The following is a 17,750-nucleotide window of genomic DNA, read 5'->3' on the forward strand; positions in this document are numbered from 1 at the left end:
CGGAAACCCGGCCCGAGCGCGCATCCCGAAGACGGGGGGCGCACGAGGGCCGAAACCAAGATCGGACTTAGCGGGAAGCGATTCCCGCCTCTTAAACGGAGAGTTTGATCCTGGCTCAGGATGAACGCTGGCGGCGTGCCTAACACATGCAAGTCGAACGATTAAACCATCTTCGGATGGACATAGAGTGGCGAACGGGTGAGTAACACGTGACCAACCTGCCCCTTGCTCCGGGACAACCTTGGGAAACCGAGGCTAATACCGGATACTCCTTCCCCTCCGCCTGGAGGGGTCGGGAAAGCCCAGACGGCAAGGGATGGGGTCGCGGCCCATTAGGTAGTAGGCGGGGTAACGGCCCACCTAGCCCGCGATGGGTAGCCGGGTTGAGAGACCGACCGGCCACATTGGGACTGAGATACGGCCCAGACTCCTACGGGAGGCAGCAGTGGGGAATTTTGCGCAATGGGGGAAACCCTGACGCAGCAACGCCGCGTGCGGGACGACGGCCTTCGGGTTGTAAACCGCTTTCAGCAGGGAAGAACAACGACGGTACCTGCAGAAGAAGCTCCGGCTAACTACGTGCCAGCAGCCGCGGTAATACGTAGGGAGCGAGCGTTATCCGGATTCATTGGGCGTAAAGAGCGCGTAGGCGGCCTTTCAAGCGGGATCTCTAATCCGAGGGCTCAACCCCCGGCCGGATCCCGAACTGGGAGGCTCGAGTTCGGTAGAGGCAGGCGGAATTCCCGGTGTAGCGGTGGAATGCGCAGATATCGGGAAGAACACCGATGGCGAAGGCAGCCTGCTGGGCCGAAACTGACGCTGAGGCGCGAAAGCTAGGGGAGCGAACAGGATTAGATACCCTGGTAGTCCTAGCCGTAAACGATGGGCGCTAGGTGTGGGGGGCAACGCCCTCCGTGCCGCAGCCAACGCATTAAGCGCCCCGCCTGGGGAGTACGGCCGCAAGGCTAAAACTCAAAGGAATTGACGGGGGCCCGCACAAGCAGCGGAGCATGTGGCTTAATTCGAAGCAACGCGAAGAACCTTACCAGGGCTTGACATGCTGGTGAAGCCGGGGAAACCCGGTGGCCGAGAGGAGCCAGCGCAGGTGGTGCATGGCTGTCGTCAGCTCGTGTCGTGAGATGTTGGGTTAAGTCCCGCAACGAGCGCAACCCCTATCGCATGTTGCCAGCATTCAGTTGGGGACTCATGCGAGACTGCCGGCGTCAAGCCGGAGGAAGGTGGGGACGACGTCAAGTCATCATGCCCTTTATGCCCTGGGCTGCACACGTGCTACAATGGCCGGTACAACGGGCTGCGAACTCGCGAGAGTGAGCGAATCCCTCAAAGCCGGCCCCAGTTCGGATCGGAGGCTGCAACCCGCCTCCGTGAAGTCGGAGTTGCTAGTAATCGCGGATCAGCATGCCGCGGTGAATACGTTCCCGGGCCTTGTACACACCGCCCGTCACACCACCCGAGTCGTCTGCACCCGAAGCCGCCGGCCGAACCCGCAAGGGGCGGAGGCGTCGAAGGTGTGGAGGGTAAGGGGGGTGAAGTCGTAACAAGGTAGCCGTACCGGAAGGTGCGGCTGGATCACCTCCTTTCTAGGGAGACACTCACGTGTCCGACGAGGTCGAGCGCATGCGCTCCCTCGCCTGGAAGACAAACAGAAACCTCTTTTGGGTCCCGTCGCAAGGGCCGCGAGGCGCGTTCCGAAACCGCTCACTCAGCATCCGGCTTCCGGGGCTCTGCCCCCGAGGGGGCCTTTCCGGGCCTCCGCGCACCTTGACAGTTGCATAGCGTTTAGTGACAAATGATCTTTTACCCGGCGGCCCTCGGGCGGCCGGGGACATGCATCATCACGATCGCGAGAGCATCGAGTATTCGATGCCTGAGACCTGAGTTAAGAGAAGAAGATATTAAGGGCGCACGGCGGATGCCTTGGCACAGGAAGTCGATGAAGGACGCGGCAAGCTGCGATAAGCTTCGGGGAGGCGCAAACGGCCATCGATCCGAAGATCTCCGAATGGGGGAACCCGCATGGGGTCATGCCCATGCATCCCCGCCTGAATCAAATAGGGCGGGAGAAGGCAACCCGGGGAACTGAAACATCTAAGTACCCGGAGGAAGAGAAATCAACCGAGATTGCGGGAGTAGCGGCGAGCGAAACCGCACCAGCCCAAACCCATGCACGTGTAAGCGTAAGGGCGTTGCTGCATGAGGGGTTGTGGGACCGTCCATTCCATGGGCCTTAACACCATGGACGGAGTTACAAAGCTGCGCGGAAGCGGAACGGCCTGGGAAGGCCGGCCGGAGCGGGTGAGAGCCCCGTACGCGAATCCCCGCGGCCTCCGAGGACGGCGCCCGAGTAGCGCCGGGCACGTGAAACCCGGTGCGAAGCAGGGGGGACCACCCTCCAAGGCTGAACACTCTCCTGTGACCGATAGCGAACCAGTACCGTGAGGGAAAGGTGAAAAGCACCCCGAGAGGGGAGTGAAACAGTACCTGAAACCGTGCGCCTACAAGCAGTCGGAGCCCCTTTGCGGGGTGACGGCGTGCCTTTTGTAGAATGAGCCAGCGAGTTGCGGTATGCGGCGAGGTTAAGCTTTTAAGCGAGCCGCAGTGAAAGCGAGCCTTTAAGATGGCGTTTTAGTCGCATGCTGCAGACGCGAAGCCGGGTGAGCTATCCATGGGCAGGCTGAAGCGGGGGTAAGACCCCGTGGAGGGCCGAACCCACTTCGGTTGAAAACGGAGGGGATGACCCGTGGATAGGGGTGAAAGGCCAATCAAACCCGGAGATATCTCGTTCTCCCCGAAATAGCTTTAGGGCTAGCCTCGGCCGTTCTCCGACGGCGGTAGAGCACTGGATCGTCGAGGGGGCTTCACCGCCTACCGACACGAACCAAACTCCGAATGCCGTCGGATCAGAGGCCGGGAGTCAGAACATGTGGGCTAAGCTGTGTGTTCGAAAGGGAAACAGCCCAGACCGCCTGCTAAGGTCCCCAAATCCATGCTGAGTGGCAAAGGATGTGCGTTTGCCTAGACAACCAGGATGTTGGCTTAGAAGCAGCCATGCATTTAAAGAGTGCGTAACAGCTCACTGGTCAAGTGGACATGCGCCGACAATTCACGGGGCTAAGCATGGTACCGAAGCAGCGGACTAATTTATTAGTGGTAGGGGAGCTTTCCCCGCAGCGGAGAAGCCGAGAGGGCGACCCTCGGTGGAGCGCGGGGAAGTGAGAATGCTGGCATGAGTAACGAGAGCGGCGCGAGAAACGCCGCCGCCGTAAGCCTAAGGGTTCCTGGGCAAGGCTAATCCTCCCAGGGTCAGTCGGGAGCTAAGGCGAGGCCGAGAGGCGTAGCCGATGCACAACAGGCGGACATTCCTGTACCGCCGATGGACCGTTATACCGACGGGGTGACGGAGAAGGGTAGCCGAGCGGGGTTCTGGACGTCCCCGTGAAAGCGCGTAGGGCGCGGAGCATGGAAATCAGCTCCGCACGAAGCCTGAGACGCGAGACGAAAGCTTATGCTGAAGTCGGCGAGCCCATGCTTCCGAGAAAAACCTCTAGGAAGGGACATCGGCGCCCGTACCAAAACCGACACAGGTGGGCAGGTAGAGCATACCGAGGCGATCGGGAGAACCATGGTTAAGGAACTCGGCATACTGACTCCGTAACTTCGGGAGAAGGAGTGCCCCTGGCGGTGACGGGACTTGCTCCCCGAGCGGCCGGGGGTCGCAGCGAAACGGCCCAAGCGACTGTTTATCAAAAACACAGGACTCTGCTAAGCCGCAAGGCGACGTATAGGGTCTGACGCCTGCCCGGTGCTGGAAGGTTACGCGGATGGGTCAGCCTTAAAGGCGAAGCTCTGAAGCCAAGCCCCAGTAAACGGCGGCCGTAACTATAACGGTCCTAAGGTAGCGAAATTCCTTGTCGGGTAAGTTCCGACCTGCACGAATGGCGTAACGATTTGGGCGCTGTCTCAACCATGGACCCGGTGAAATTGTATTATTCGTGAAGATGCGAATTACCTGCGGAAGGACGGAAAGACCCCGTGAACCTTTACTGCAGCTTGACATTGATCGTTGGCTCGGCGCGTAGAGGATAGGCAGGAGGCTTCGAAGCCCGGGCGCCAGCTCGGGTGGAGCCGGCCTTGGAATACTGCCCTCGTCGCGTTGGCGATCTAACCCCCGGCCGTGATCCGGCGGGGGGACCGTGTCAGGCGGGTAGTTTGACTGGGGCGGTCGCCTCCCAAAATGTAACGGAGGCGCGCAAAGGTCCGCTCAGAACGGTTGGCAATCGTTCGCAGAGCGCAAGAGTACAAGCGGGCTTGACTGCGAGGCCCACAAGCCGAGCAGAGACGAAAGTCGGTTCTAGTGATCCGGCGGCACAGAGTGGAATGGCCGTCGCTCAACGGATAAAAGGTACTCCGGGGATAACAGGCTGATCTTGCCCAAGAGTCCACATCGACGGCAAGGTTTGGCACCTCGATGTCGGCTCATCGCATCCTGGGGCTGAAGTCGGTCCCAAGGGTATGGCTGTTCGCCATTTAAAGCGGTACGCGAGCTGGGTTCAGAACGTCGTGAGACAGTTCGGTCCCTATCCTCCGCAGGCGCAAGAGGATTGAGGAGGTCTGCCCCTAGTACGAGAGGACCGGGGTGGACGGACCTCTGGTGCAGCAGTTGTCGACCAACGGCACGGCTGCCTAGCTACGTCCGGCACGGATAACCGCTGAAAGCATCTAAGTGGGAAGCCGTCTCCAAGATGAGTCCTCTTTCCGGTAAGGGCCCTCGCAGACCACGAGGTCGATAGGCCGCAGCTGCAAGGCGCGCGAGCGCTTCAGGCGAGCGGTACTAATAGCCCGAGCTCTTCTTCACTGCAACATTCTCGGTCCCGCGGCCGAAAGTCACGAGCGCTGTGCAACCGCCAGGGTGGCGCGGGGGGATCCGCGGCCGCCGAGGCGGGGCCATATGAGGCCCGCGCGGGAACGCCCTGCGCGAGCGCGACCATGGAGGCAGGGATCACCCGGTCCCATTCCGAACCCGGCAGTTAAGCCTGCCATCGCCGAAAGTACTGCGGGGTCAGCCCGTGGGAGGATAGGGAGTCGCGCTCGCGGAGGGCGTTTCGTTTTCGCCGAGAGGCCCGCGTCCCGAGGGGGAGGCGGGCCTCTCCCGCGTTCTGGGGGGGGGCGTGCCCTCCTGTTTTCCCATGCGCTCGGAGACGTTCGCGACCGAAGCGGCGCGTCCTCTCGTGCTTTCTTGTCTGATATATGTTGACAACATACATGCTGAAGGAGTATAGATGTTATGAGCATATAGAGGCAAGGATGAGTGCGAAGGGATGTGAGGCCTATGCCGCGAGGCGAATGCGGCGGCGATGAGGCTGCGCGTCAGCCGTGCTGTCGACGCCGAGGAGGCGGTGGCGGGGCGCTGGTGGAGCCGGCTGCGCTTGCGGCGCTGCTGTATGCGGGCGGGTACGGATACGACATGCGCAAGACCATCCTTGATCGAACGGGCGGCGAGGTCGACGTCGATGTGGGCGGTCTGTACCGGTCGCTGCGCCGGCTTGAGGACGAAGGCGCGGTGGTCTCGCGCTGGTGCGACGAGGAGGCGGGACCGCGCCGTCGTGAGTACGAGCTGACCCAGCAGGGCGTTGAGTTGGCCGAGCAATGGCTCGATGCGCTGCGGGCGCGCCGCCACCTCGATGATCTGCTGGTCGATCTGCTCGAAGGCGGCTTGGCCGAGCTGGGGCGGAACGACGCTTAGACGCGTAGGAGAAAATAGTGGATACGAGCGAAAGAAGGACGAGATGGGCGAGACGATGAAGCTGGCTGTGCCGACGATGGGCGAGGCGGGCCTTGACTCCCAGCGTGCGGGCCACTTCGGCCATTGCGATTGCTTCACGGTGGTGGAGATCGCCGACGGCGAGATCAAGGGCACGAGCACGGTGGCGAACCCGCCGCATGAGGAAGGCGGGTGCCTGCGCCCGGTCGGGCTGCTGGCCGACGCCGGCGTGGATGCCATCGTGGCAGCGGGCATGGGCATGCGCCCGCTCATGGGCTTCAACCAGGCGGGCATCACGGTGTACTTCGAGAATCAGACGCCGGTTGTGGGCGATGCGGCGAAGCTGGTCGCGGCTGGCAGCGTGCCGGTCATGAGCACCGACAATGCGTGCAACCACCATCACTGATATCCGCCGTGTTGCGCAGGTGACCGAGCACTCCCGAGGCCAAGGCTTCGGGAGTGTTTTTCTTTGTACACCCATAGGGTCATGCTATGCTGCAAGAAGACCAACGGAAGGATGAAGCGGTGCAGCAACTCGATGAAGATGGCAGGTATCGTCTCGGCGCGGCGGAGCTGCTGCTGGGAACGAAGCGCAGCGTGCTGGAGGGCGCCGTGCCCCCGATTCCCGGTATGGAGAGGGCGTCTGCTGCAACGTACGGCGTGGTGGCCAAGGGGCTGCCGGTTCCCGCGACGGGCGGCGTGTACGTCGTCGAGCTCATCGGCAAGAACGAGCTTGGGCTGCTTGCGTACGTCGATCCGTTCGGGCGAGCGTTCTCCGTTCGGGAGCCTTCCACCGTGCCGCCCGCCCGCCTTCCGGATCTGTCGTTCGCCAAGCTGCCGGAACAACCGGTGACGGGCGAGGAGCTGGGATGCGTGTACGTGCAGGCGAGCGACGGGACGAAGCGCGAGGTTGCGCAGTACCGGTGCGCGCGCGGACGCTACACCCTGTTCGATTCCTGGTATGATTTCGGGCCATATGGTGCAAATCTCTCGTACGACGATGCGATGGCACGCGCCTACCTCGCCTTCGTGCATCGGCCCTCGCTCGGCGCGCCTGAAGTGCCCGAGCGCGGTTTGGAGGGCGTGCACGAGCGCCTGCGGGGCGACAAGCCCCTCACGGCGATGCGATCCATCGTGCAGGATGCCCGCTGTGCCGAAAACGATCCGGTGTGCCGTCCCCCGGCGCTCGTCAGCTGTCTTGCACGCTGGCTGGTCGAGGCGGGATTGGACGACGTGGCGGGGGTGAAGGACGAAGCGCTGCGCTTGGTGCGCACGATTCGCTATGCGAACACGTATTATCTGGGGATAGAAGACGAAGACGCGTCCGTTCCCGTCGAGACGGTGTGGGCGCTCGAGGCGGCGCTCAATCGGTTTCTTCTGGTGGGAGAAGCGTTCGGGGACCGCGCCTCCTTGGCGACCGACGCGGATTGCGCCCGCTGGGACGCCTATCTGCTGGAAACGGTCGCCACGCAGCATCCCGCCGTCGGCAACCTCGCAGATTCGCCAACGTCTTCCGCGAGCGCTGGCGAGTGGGATGTGCGCTGCGCGCTGGGCGCGATATTGGAACGCCTGCGCCTTCCGGTTCGGATCGACGCGTCGATCCGTTGCGATGTGGCGGCGGGAGCTGCGGCGTTCGAGCTGACCGTGCCGAGTGCATCGCTCATGCCGGCATGGGCGTGGCAGGAGGGAAGCGGCTGGACGAAAGCGACGGATGGGGAGCGGGACGCGCAGGCGCATCGCTATGCGCTGCATCTGGGGCTCGTGCTGGTTGCAGCGGCGTTCGACGCCTCGCCGACGATGCGTCGCGTCGATCTCGTCGCGCGCCCGCAAACAGGGGCGACGACCTTATCGACGAGCGAGAATGCGGGAGAATTCCCGCAGGAGCCGTCCGGGCGGGCATTCGTGCGAACGTCGTTCAGCAGGGAGGTGTACGAGGCGCATGGGCGCTTCGAGGATGCGCGTGCGGGCGATCCGATGCCGCCGTACCTGGCGAGCGGCGCCTGTTTCGATGCAGAAGGGGGCGATGCGTTCGCCTGGCTGAACGAACAAGAATCGTTCGAGCTGCGACGGCGCATGCCAGAGGTTGTGGACGGCGAGTTGACGGGGGCTGCGAAGGTTGAACTGGGCGCTGAGCGCTGCAAAGATCTGCGCATCACGTTCGATGCCGCGCGGCGGCGCACGGCCGAGGAGCTCGCCGATCGCATCGTGCGCGCCTCGAGCGCGACGGATGCCATCCGCATCGTGCGAACGGCGCAGGAAGAGGCGACGTCGAAGGACGACGATCGGGCGGTTGCCGCTTGCACGCGGCTCATGGCCGCGCTCGCCGAGGGCGAGATCGACATGGGCGACCAGAACGCGGTGGTTGGACGTTTTCTCGGGGACGATCGTTGCCTCGTGGCGCTGGGCCGTGCTCGCACGTTGGCGGCCGGCGATCCGGAAGCTGCAGTGCAGGTGCTCGTCGACGCCGTGAGCGAGGCGACGGCGCTCGACGGGTTCGTGGACGGCGCGACCACGGTGTACCGCGCGTTCGATTCGTACGCGTCGCGCGTGCTGTACAACCGCGCGCGGCTCGGCGCGGGTGCTCCGGCGCGCGCATTCGCGGATGCGGGCAAGCGCGTCGAGCTGGTTCCCGATTCCTACTACCTGTGCCATCTGGAGATCACACAGCTTCTGGAGCACTCGTTCGAGCGTGCCGAGGAGGCGCTGCGGTTCGGGCAGCGGGCCATCGAGATAGGGCCGGCGACGGCGGCCGGGTAGCGGCAGCTCGGACGCGCGTACATGCTGGTGGGCGACATGGAGAACGCGGCGGCCGTGCTGCAGGACGGGCTGTTGATCGCCGTGCAGCCGAACGACATCGCCATGGCCTACTATCAGCTGGCGTACGTGCTGTGGAAGGCGGGTCGCCCCGAAGCCGGTGCGGCATGCTACCTCAAATCGCTCATGACCTCGTCGTCGATGGCGTTGCAGGCCACGGCCGAGCTGCAGGAGCTCGTCGAGGAGACGGGCGTCGCGCTGCCGGGCAAGGAAGCCGTCGACGAGGCGCTGGTCGAGCATGCGGTGCTCGTGGCGCCGACCGCCGAGGTGCTCGAGGCGCTGGGCTCCGGCGCGGCGGCGGTGGATGCGGGCTTGTTTCCCGTCGCTCGCAACCTGCTGGCGCTGCGCCTGCGCTACCGTCCGGACGACGCGCTCGTGAACGTGCTCCGTTCGTTGGGCGAGTAATGGCGGCCGTGCGCGAGTTTGCGCTACAATAGACCGATTCAGAACGCGCGAGACGAAGGATACGCCATGGCTTTGCAAGCTCCCGAAGGAACGAAAGACCTCCTGCCCGACGAGGCGAAATTCTGGGCGCACTTCAAGGCGACGGCGGCCGATCTGTTCGGCCGGTACGGGTACGTGACCATCGAGACGCCCATCTTCGAGCAGACGGAGCTGTTCGTGCGTGGTATCGGCGAGGCTACCGACGTCGTGTCGAAGGAGATGTTCACGGCCATCTCGGGCGAGAACCTCAACAAGCTTCTGAGCGGCGGAACCGTCAAGGGGAAGAGCCGCCTGTCGTTGCGTCCCGAGGGAACGGCCGGCGTGGTGCGCGCGGTGGCGCAGCATGACCTCGTGCCGCAGGGTGCGGCTCCGGCGAAGCTCATGTACGCCGGCCCGATGTTTCGCGCCGAGCGTCCCCAGAAGGGCCGCCAGCGCCAGTTCAACCAGGTGGGCATCGAGTGCTTGGGCGCCGAGGATCCCAGCGTCGATGCCGAGGGCATCATCATGCTCATGCGTTTCTTCGCAGCTATCGGCATTCCCGTGGAGTCCACGCGCCTGCTGGTGAATTCGATGGGATGCGAGCAATGCCGCCCCGCTTACCGCGATGCGGTGAAGGCGTACATGGATGCGCACGCCGACGAGCTGTGCGACGAGTGCAAACGCCGCGCTGAGATCAACCCGTTGCGCGCGTTCGACTGCAAGAACCCCGGATGCGCTGCGGTGATGGCCGATGCACCGAAGATCACCGATCATCTGTGCGACGATTGCCGTGAGCACTACGAGACGGTGAGGGCGTACCTTGCGAGCGCCGGCCTGTCGTACGAGGAGGATCCCAAGCTCGTGCGCGGCCTGGACTATTACACGCGCACGGTGTTCGAGGTGCAGGTGACCGAGGGCATGGGCAGCCAGAACGCCATCGGCGGAGGCGGTCGCTACGACAAGCTGGTCGAGGAGGTGGGCGGCCGCCCCACGCCGGGCTTCGGCTTCGCGCTGGGCTACGAGCGCTGCGCGCTGGCGCTGCAGGCGGCGGGCTACGAGTTCCCGACGGCGCAGCGTTGCGACTTCTTCGTGGCGTGCGTCGACGACTCGGTGCGCGGCGAGGCCTTCTCGCTCGTGCAGGCGTCTCGCGATGCGGGCCTGATCTGCGAGATGGATCATCAGCACCGCAGCTTGAAGAGCCAGTTCAAGCTGGCCGACAAGCTGGGGGTCTCTATGGTGGCGGTGCTGGGCCCCGACGAGCTGGCCGCCGGTCAGGTGAAGGTGCGCAACATGAGGACGCACGAGGAGCGCACGGCCGACATCGCCGCGCTCAAGACGCTGCTCGCGCGTTTCAGCGGCGAGGCGTTCGGCGGCGCGCGTTCGTTCGAGGATGCGCTGGGGGCGTTGGACGCCGAATGAGGGCATCGAGAAAGCGGGCTCGTCGACGGTGATGCCCGGCAACTACGTCGCGGTGTTCAAGGGGCTGCCCCAACCGTTCGATGGCTGGGGCTCGATCCCGCAGGATGAGCGTGACGCGATGGCGGCGCAGATGGCGGACTACGCAAGCTGGGTTGCCGTGAAGTAGGAGAGGACGGATGTCCCACATGGGGACGGTTCCCATGTGGGACATGCGCTTGGGGCGAGGCGACGAAGGCGGCCGAGGGGCCGCCTTCGTCGTGGAGGGGGGAGGGTCTACCAGGTTCCGGCGCTCAGGTTCTTGCCGAGCAGGTAGCCGAAGGTGGCGCAGGCGCCGCCCAGGTTGATGCCGGGCACCTTGTAGTCGTACACGTCGCCGTACATGTCGCCTACGACCGTGCCCACGCCGTACAGGCCGGGGATGGGGTCGTTTTGGCTGTCGCACACGTGCATCTGGATGTCGGTGTTGAGGCCGCCCGTGATGCACAGCGTGTAGGGTTCGTTCTTGATGCCGTAAAACGGCGGCTGCTTCACCGGCAGCAGGAAGCGCTTGTCCTTGTGGAACTCGTCGTCGAGGCCCGTCTCGCAGTACGAGTTGTACCGCTCCACCTGAGCGAGGAACTCCTCGCGGGGAAGGCCCAGCCCGTCGGCCAGCTCCTCGAGGGTGTCGGCCTTGACGGCGTTCTCGGCCATGGTGGCGTCGAATCCGGCGTATTCGTCGGTGGTGGTCCAATCGGTGTTCGGATCGAACAGCGCGGCGATGGCGTCGTAGACCTCTTGCGTGTCGCGCGCCTCGCCGCCCACGCGGTCGCTCTGCCAGGGGGCAGAGTCGCGCACCCAGTTCTCGTCCCAGATGAGGAACGCGCATCCGTCGGGCTGCACGCGCTGCGGGTAGGGCATGTAGCCGTACGTGCAGTTCTCGTTGGAGTAGCGCACGCCCTTCTTGTTCACGAGCAGGCCGGGGAACGTGGTGAGCGCACCTTCCGCCCACCAGCGGCACGGAAGCACCTCGTCGCCCATCGTGGCCAGCATGGGGGCGTTCGGCGTGTACTTCTGCCAGGATGCGCCGATCCACAGCGCCAGCTTGAGGCCGCTGCCGTCGTAGACGCCGCCGTAGCCGAACGGCAGCGCCATGGGACAGTACTTCGCCACCATGTCTTTATCCTGCGAGAAATCGCCCGTGGCCAGCACGACGCCCTTCGACGCCTTGTAGCGCGTGTACTCGTTGTTGTGCTTCGCGACGCAGCCGGTGACGCGGCCCGTGTTGTCGCCTTCGCGGTCGAGCTGTACGGCGGTGGTACTGTAGAAGATCTGGCCGCCGCCCTTCTGGATCTCCTCGGCCAGGGCCTCGACGACGATCTGCTGCGACGCGCCGGCGGCCTGGGCGCCCTCGGCGACGAAGGAGTGCGACACGTTGAGCGTTTTGAGCGGGCCGCCGTCCCACCAGTCGGTGCCGCCGTCACGCTGGTTGTTCTCGATGACGGTGGAGATGCCGTAGGGCTCCATCTTGTCCATGAGCCAGTTCATCGCGTTGCCCGACTCGTCGTAGACGAGCCACCACTTCTCCTGGTCGAGGCGGAAGCTGTTCGACGCGAATATCTCCTGGAAGATGGGCTCGATTTGCTCGCGGGTGAAGTCGAGGCCCAACTCGTGGGTCAGGCGCGTGTTGAAGGCCGCGTTGGAGCCGCCGCGCGACACGGGGCCGTCGCTCGAGGCGATGAGCACGACGTCGGCGCCTTCCTCGACGGCGGACGCGGCGGTGACGAGACCGCCCACGCCGGCGCCGATGACGAGGATCTCGCACTCCACGGTGTTCGCGATCTTGCTCTCGTCCACGGGCTCGGGCGGGATCTCGAAGTTCCACTTCGCGTTCGTGAACTTCTCGGCATCGAGGACGAGGTCGCCCGACGAGGCGGCGACGCTCCCTTTATCCTGCGGCGCGCATCCGGCCAAGCCGAGCGTTCCCGCCGCCGCTGCAGCCGCCCCGGCCACGGCGGTGCCCTTCAGGAAGCTTCGACGATCCATCGATCTTGCTGTTCCCATGATTCCCTCCTCGTATCGGTGATTCGATGGGAGCAGCGTACGTGCTGGGGCGTCGGCGCGCGTCACTCAAAACGTGGCATTGGCGCCGCGAGCGCTGGAGAGCCGCGGTATCACTCGAAATGCGTTATTTCACGTCCGCCTCATCCTCTATACTGGCACCACGGGATCGCGCCCATGGAAGGGGAGTCATGGATAAAGGGATTGCCGCTGACGAGGGGAGCTCCGTGCTCTTCGCACGCCCGACGATACTCGACGTGGGCATCGGGGTGCTGTACTTCTTCACGTCGCACATGGTCATACGAGCCCTGTATTTCATCGGGGTCGATCGCACCGCCGACGAGCTGTCGACGTTCTTTCTCGTGGTCATCGCATCGACCGTCCTGGCGCACTTGCTGGCCCGGCCGCTGCTGAAGGTGCGGCGATTCACGGAGTCGGCGCTAGGGGTTCCGGCGGTCAGCGTGGTGGCGGCGCTGGGGGCGACGCTCGCGCTCGTGTCGATGCTGCCCGTGGTGGGCGTGTCGTTGTTCTACGTCGCAGGAGCGCTGCTGGGGCTGGCATGTGGGTGGATCATCGTCATCTGGACGTCCACTATCCACGTATCGCGGCTCGAGAGCGCGTCGTTCTTCCTCGACCCCGCGCTGGCGGTGGCCGTCGTGTGCTACTTCCTCTTCCGCCTCGTCAGCTCGTTTTCCGAGACCATCACGCAAGGGTTCTTGCTGGCGCTGCCCCTCGTGACCATTGCGTGCATCATTCGCGCAAGCCAACCGGTCGAGGGCGAGACCACGGGGTTGGGCGAGGGCGCGCGTGCGTTGCAGGTGCTCGTGGTGGTGGCCGCCGCGTTCGCCATCGGGTGCGCCGCGTGCGTGTACCTGTCGGGCCGCGAAAACGATGTGCTGTCATCGGGACTCAACTACATGGTGCTGTTCGAGGTGCTCGCGGTGATCCTCATGGTGTTCTGCTGCTGGCTGATGGGGCGGTTCGCGCAGCATCGTGCCACGCTGTCGCCGCGAGGCGCCGCGGTGCTCACGTTCTGCGTATGCGTGCTGCCCCTGTTTGCCATCGGGTTGGTGATGGGAAGTGCCGCCATCCCCGCGAACGCGCCGGACGCGCTGTGGGAGAGCAACATGTGGGTGCTGCTCATCGCCATCTTCGCCTACGACATCCGCGAATCGGTGTACGCCATCCGCGGGCTGGCGGTGGGGCTCATGTTCGAGGCGATGTGCATCGGCCAGCTGATCGCGCGCGTGTCGACGCTGGGTCTTTCTCCGTATGCGTTAGCGGCGGCGGGCGGGCTGACGGCGCTGTACTTCTTTGCCGTGGGTCGGCAGCTTGCCCGCTCGATGCCGAAGCGGAAGCCGAAGCGCGCCGAGGAGGCGAAAGACGAGGAGCCGAAGCGGAAGCTCGCTTTTACGGGCGGGGATGGCAGCGGGGCCGAGGGCGAGGAGCTGCCCTCGGAGCTGCTGGCGTACTGCCAGAAGCTGGCTCTGGAGAACGGGCTGACGCCGCGGGAGGTGGAGATCTTGGGGCTCATCGCGATGGGGCGCAGCGCGAAGTACATAGCCGAGGAGCTGCTGATCTCGCATAACACGACGCGCACCCACATCAAGCACGTGTACGAGAAGCTCAACATCCACTCCAAGCAGGAGCTGCTCGACCTCGTGCTGTTCGGCTCGGGCATGATGTGAGACGCGCCCGCGCCGCCGGGGAGGGGTGCGGCGACGCGGACGCGGGGATATTGCCCGAATGTCCCAAAGGTGCCTGTCCCCTTTGGGACACCCTTTGGGACATTCGCGGAGGGATGGCGGGTTAACCGAGGAACGCGCCCACGGCTTTGCCGCATTCGCGACCGAGCGTGATGGCGAGGCCCAGGCTGACGCCGGGGATGGGCGTGATGTACTCGTAGCCGAAGCGGCGGCCGCAGTCGTTGCCCGACACGTACAGGCCGGGGATAGGCTCGAAGTTCTCATCGAGGGCGTTCTGGTCGCCGTCGGTGATGATGCCGCCGCAGGTGACCATCGTCTCGCCCAGCTCGGGCTCGAACGTGCAGGCGTAGTAGGGCGCCGTGTCGACGGGGAACAGCACGGCTTCGTCGCGGCCGAACTCCTGATCGGCGCCGGCGGCGCAGTAGCTGTTGTAGTTCTCGATGGTCTCGACGAAGGCGGCGACGGCGTCGCTTTCGAGCCCCATCTGCTTCGCGAGGCCCTCGAGCGTGTCGTCGGCGATGAACTCGATGGTGGTCACCGGTCCCATGCCGCCCTTGTCGTCCTCGGCCTTCGCGGGCTCCTCGTAGGTGCCCTTGAAGATGGCGTACGCCTTGTCGAGCGACTCCTGCAGCGAGGCGATGTTCTCGTCCGTAGCCGTGAAGTCGGCGTGCTGCGGGATGGTGTACTGGCGGTACGTGGGGAAGTTCGCGTCGCACACGGCGTACTTCGCCTTGCGCGTCTTGTAGATGGTGGAGAGGCCGCGCTGCTCGGACGTGGGGTAGTACTCGTTGCAGAAGCGCTTGCCGTTCTCGTCGATCCACACGGCCTGGGGCAGGCAGTTCATCTTGCCCGGCACCGAGAGGCCCTTCATGTTCATGCCGGGGATGGGGCAGGTTTCCAGGTGCGCGCCGGCCCAGTGGGCCATCTGCACGCCGCGGCCGTCGTTCGCCGACATCGAGGAGAGCTGCTCGTCGCCTACGAGCGCGCCGGCCATGTCGGGGATGAGGTCGGCCATCATCTCGGGGTTGCCGCCGAAGCCGCCGCATGCGATGACCACGGCCTTGCAGGTGAACTTCAGGTTGCCGTCGCTGCTGGTGGCCACGAGGCCGGCCACCTTGCCGTCGTCCATGATGACGTACTGGGCCTCGGTGCCGAACAGGAACTCGGCTCCGGCGGCCTTCGCGGCGGCGCGGTTGTACTCGTGGATCTTCGTCTGGTTGCAGTCGCCGTAGAAGCTGCACACGCTGGGCCAGAACTTGATGGGGCCCAGGTGGTCCATCTGGTGCTCGGTGGGCGGGAAGAAGGCGGTGGTCATGGTGGCGAGGTCGTCGTCGGTGAGGTCCGAGAGGTACCAGTCCATGTTCGCGCCGGAGTTCTGCGCGTACTTCATGACGAGCTCCTGGTTCGGGTAGTTCCCCGTGATGGTCATCCAGTTCTGGAAGAACTCGACCGGGTCGATCTCGGGCACGCCGCGCTCTTTGAGGATGCTCGCGTTGAGCGTGCCGGCCTCGTTACCCACGGCGGCGAAGGTGTCCTCGGGCTGCTTCTCGACGAGGAAGACCTTCTTGCCCTCTTCGGCCAGCTCGCGGCAGGCGGTGATGCCCGCGAAGCCGTGGCCGCAGACGACGACGTCGCAGTCGTACTCCTTCGCGAAGTCGGTGATCTCGGCCGGCGGCGTCTTCCAGCTCGACGCGTTTGCGGCGGAGGCGTTCGCGGAGCCTTCTTCGGCTCCGGCGCTGCTTGCCTGCGGTGCGCAGCCGGCAAGCCCCGCTCCGGCGGCGACGGCGGCGGTGGCGCCGAGACCCAAGAATGCGCGGCGCGATAGTCCGGTGGTGCTCTTCATGGTGGTTCCTCCCTTGCTCCTTGTGCGGTTCTCTTTGGTTCTTGGTTCGTTCCGCCCGGCCGGGTTCGTGCCGGGTGGATGCCGGGCATGCTAGGCGCTGCGGGCGACGGGCGTAATCGCGGCGTTGGGGGATTGAGTCTCGCAGCCCCTCGCGGAAATGGGGTATATATGTAAACCCGCAGGTAGGAGGTTCGCTGTTGGGGGCGGCTGAGGAGGGTGCTTGCGCTATACTTGAGCGAACGAAGGCATCGCACGACAGAGCGAAGGGAGGGCTCGAGTGCGTTTTTCGCAGGACTTCAAGCTGGAATCGCTGCTGTTCGTCGCGTTTTTCGCCACGCTGCCGCTCTATTCTCCGAACCTCGTGATGTTCCACGATCTGCTGAGCGGGTCGGAAGCGTTCATGCCGCCGTTCGTGAACACGATGATGGTGAGCGCGGTGGCGATAGGGCTGGGCGTGGCCCTCGTCTCGACGCGTCGAGGCGTTGCGACGTTCGTGCGGTTTCCCGCCGTGTTGGCGAGCACGGTGTGCTACCTCGCGGGGTTCGGCCTGTTCGCGCTCACGCTCGGCGTCGAGGGGTTCGGCTCCGAGGGGCTTGCCATGGCGGCCGGCATCGCGGTCTCGCTGGGCGTGGTGCCGCTGTGCGTGGCGTGGGGGACGTACTTGTCCGTGCTCGACCTGCGCCAGGCGCTGCTGTCGTTCTCGCTGATGATCGGCGTGGCATCGCTGGTGGAGCTGCTGCTGTCGGCGGTGGAGATCCGCGTGGGGCTCGTGGCGTACGGCCTGCTGCTGGTGCTGGGGTGCGTGCTGCCGTGCTGGAAGGCGGCGCGCGGGTCGCTCGCGCGCGTGGCCGGCGGGGCGGGCGGCGAAGATCGCGAGCTCGAGCGCTTCGCCACCGAGGCCGCGGGGGCGATCGGCGGCCGCGAAGGGCTGTTGCGCGGCGTGCGCGGCATGGCGTCGGTGCTGGCGATGCCGTTCGCGGGGCTGCTCGTGTTCGCGTTCGTCATGGGCGTGCGCAAGTTCCTCGTGTTCGACCTGTTCTACGTCGAGGCGCTCGGCGGCATCGTGGCGGCGCTCGTGGTGCTGCCGCTGTGCCTGGTGAAGACGGAGCGGCCGCTGCTGTCGCTGATCTACCAGGTGCTGCTGCCGCTGTTCGCGCTCGTGCTCGTGGTGCTGAACAGCTTCCCGGTGGGCACGGTGTTCCAGTGGCTCGCGGCGACGTTCTCGTACGTGTTCTACGGCGTGGTGGGCATCCTGGCGCTGGCCAGCCTGTGCGCGATGGCCCATGCACGCGAGTTTCCGCCGACGCTCATCTACGGGCTGACCGTGTCGGGCTTCGCGCTGGCGTCGCTCGGCGGCATCGTGTGCGGGGCGCTGCCTCCGTTCGAGGATCAGCAGGGCGGGCCCATCCTGCTGGTGGTGAGCACGATCTACTTCGCGGCGCTCGTGGCCGCGCCGCTGCTGATGGCGTGGCGGCGCGAGGGGCGCGACGGCGGCGATGCCGTGAATCGCGGGCGAGCGCGGCCTGTCGCCGCGGGAGACGGAGGTGCTAGCGTATCTGGGGCGCGGCCACGGCATCGTGTTCGTGGCGAGCACGCTGGTCATTTCCGAGAGCACCGTGCGCACGCACGTGAAGAGCATCTACCGCAAGCTCGAGGTCTCGTCGCGCGAGGAGCTGCTGCAGCTGATCGACGAGGAGTGAGCGTGGCTTCGGGTTAGGGCGGTAGC

Annotated in this window: 10 protein-coding genes and 3 rRNA genes; 11 read left to right on the forward strand and 2 right to left on the reverse strand. The window is 65.0% G+C overall.

Annotated elements, in window-relative coordinates; translation table 11 throughout:
- The first annotated feature begins 92 nt into the window (after window positions 1-92).
- The 9 genes from C1A15_RS05500 to C1A15_RS17335 all read left to right on the forward strand — a co-directional run bounded on the left by C1A15_RS05500 (window position 93) and on the right by C1A15_RS17335 (window position 10,604).
- Window positions 93-1,601 (forward strand): 16S ribosomal RNA (locus tag C1A15_RS05500).
- 305 nt (window positions 1,602-1,906) lie between these two features.
- Window positions 1,907-4,876 (forward strand): 23S ribosomal RNA (locus C1A15_RS05505).
- 121 nt (window positions 4,877-4,997) lie between these two features.
- Window positions 4,998-5,112 (forward strand): 5S ribosomal RNA (gene rrf / locus C1A15_RS05510).
- Together the 16S, 23S and 5S rRNA genes form the textbook arrangement of a ribosomal RNA operon.
- 238 nt (window positions 5,113-5,350) lie before the next feature.
- Entirely contained in the window at window positions 5,351-5,764 is a 414-nt protein-coding gene (locus tag C1A15_RS05515) for a PadR family transcriptional regulator (protein WP_101721620.1), read from the forward strand.
- 43 nt (window positions 5,765-5,807) lie between these two features.
- Window positions 5,808-6,188 carry a NifB/NifX family molybdenum-iron cluster-binding protein gene (locus C1A15_RS05520; protein WP_101721621.1) on the forward strand — a complete coding sequence of 127 codons (381 nt, stop codon included), beginning with the start codon at window positions 5,808-5,810 and terminating at the stop codon, window positions 6,186-6,188.
- A 119-nt stretch (window positions 6,189-6,307) separates the two neighbouring features.
- The gene (locus tag C1A15_RS05525) at window positions 6,308-8,539 is read left to right on the forward strand and encodes a hypothetical protein (RefSeq protein ID WP_245864934.1); all 2,232 of its coding nucleotides are present in this window, start codon (window positions 6,308-6,310) and stop codon (window positions 8,537-8,539) included.
- Window positions 8,540-8,560: 21 nt separating this feature from the next.
- Window positions 8,561-9,001, forward strand: a complete 441-nt coding sequence (locus tag C1A15_RS17200) for a hypothetical protein (RefSeq protein WP_245864935.1) — start codon at window positions 8,561-8,563, stop codon at window positions 8,999-9,001.
- Between the two features lie 66 nt (window positions 9,002-9,067).
- Complete coding sequence (hisS, locus tag C1A15_RS05530; RefSeq protein WP_101721622.1) at window positions 9,068-10,438, forward strand: histidine--tRNA ligase; 1,371 nt, start codon at window positions 9,068-9,070, stop codon at window positions 10,436-10,438.
- A gap of 31 nt (window positions 10,439-10,469) precedes the next feature.
- Window positions 10,470-10,604, forward strand: a complete 135-nt coding sequence (locus C1A15_RS17335; RefSeq protein ID WP_281254116.1) for a hypothetical protein — start codon at window positions 10,470-10,472, stop codon at window positions 10,602-10,604.
- Window positions 10,605-10,711: 107 nt separating this feature from the next.
- Here the strand turns inward: C1A15_RS17335 and C1A15_RS05540 are convergent, their stop codons facing one another.
- The gene (locus C1A15_RS05540; RefSeq protein WP_101721624.1) at window positions 10,712-12,478 is read right to left on the reverse strand and encodes an FAD-dependent oxidoreductase; all 1,767 of its coding nucleotides are present in this window, start codon (window positions 12,476-12,478) and stop codon (window positions 10,712-10,714) included.
- A gap of 188 nt (window positions 12,479-12,666) precedes the next feature.
- On the opposite strand from C1A15_RS05540, the gene C1A15_RS05545 reads away from it, so the two are divergent.
- Window positions 12,667-14,163 (forward strand): helix-turn-helix domain-containing protein, encoded by a 1,497-nt coding sequence (locus C1A15_RS05545; RefSeq protein ID WP_101721625.1) that lies wholly within the window; start codon window positions 12,667-12,669, stop codon window positions 14,161-14,163.
- 121 nt (window positions 14,164-14,284) lie between these two features.
- Here the strand turns inward: C1A15_RS05545 and C1A15_RS05550 are convergent, their stop codons facing one another.
- Entirely contained in the window at window positions 14,285-16,024 is a 1,740-nt protein-coding gene (locus C1A15_RS05550) for an FAD-binding protein (protein WP_101721626.1), read from the reverse strand.
- A 277-nt stretch (window positions 16,025-16,301) separates the two neighbouring features.
- On the opposite strand from C1A15_RS05550, the gene C1A15_RS17205 reads away from it, so the two are divergent.
- The gene (locus C1A15_RS17205) at window positions 16,302-17,741 is read left to right on the forward strand and encodes a hypothetical protein (RefSeq protein WP_245864936.1); all 1,440 of its coding nucleotides are present in this window, start codon (window positions 16,302-16,304) and stop codon (window positions 17,739-17,741) included.
- Window positions 17,742-17,750: the final 9 nt, after the last annotated feature.

Source organism: Eggerthella timonensis (assembly GCF_900184265.1).
Classification (GTDB): Bacteria; Actinomycetota; Coriobacteriia; order Coriobacteriales; family Eggerthellaceae; genus Eggerthella; species Eggerthella timonensis.

What these genes read in the sequence shown, in the direction of transcription:
- C1A15_RS05515 (WP_101721620.1), top strand. Translation starts at nt 5,351, where the DNA reads ATGCCGCGAGGCGAATGCGGCGGCGATGAGGCTGCGCGTCAGCCGTGC.
- C1A15_RS17200 (WP_245864935.1), top strand. Translation starts at nt 8,561, where the DNA reads ATGCTGGTGGGCGACATGGAGAACGCGGCGGCCGTGCTGCAGGACGGG.
- C1A15_RS05520 (WP_101721621.1), top strand. Translation starts at nt 5,808, where the DNA reads ATGGGCGAGACGATGAAGCTGGCTGTGCCGACGATGGGCGAGGCGGGC.
- C1A15_RS05550 (WP_101721626.1), bottom strand. Translation starts at nt 16,024, where the DNA reads ATGAAGAGCACCACCGGACTATCGCGCCGCGCATTCTTGGGTCTCGGC.
- hisS (WP_101721622.1), top strand. Translation starts at nt 9,068, where the DNA reads ATGGCTTTGCAAGCTCCCGAAGGAACGAAAGACCTCCTGCCCGACGAG.
- C1A15_RS05540 (WP_101721624.1), bottom strand. Translation starts at nt 12,478, where the DNA reads ATGGGAACAGCAAGATCGATGGATCGTCGAAGCTTCCTGAAGGGCACC.
- C1A15_RS17335 (WP_281254116.1), top strand. Translation starts at nt 10,470, where the DNA reads ATGCCCGGCAACTACGTCGCGGTGTTCAAGGGGCTGCCCCAACCGTTC.
- C1A15_RS05545 (WP_101721625.1), top strand. Translation starts at nt 12,667, where the DNA reads ATGGATAAAGGGATTGCCGCTGACGAGGGGAGCTCCGTGCTCTTCGCA.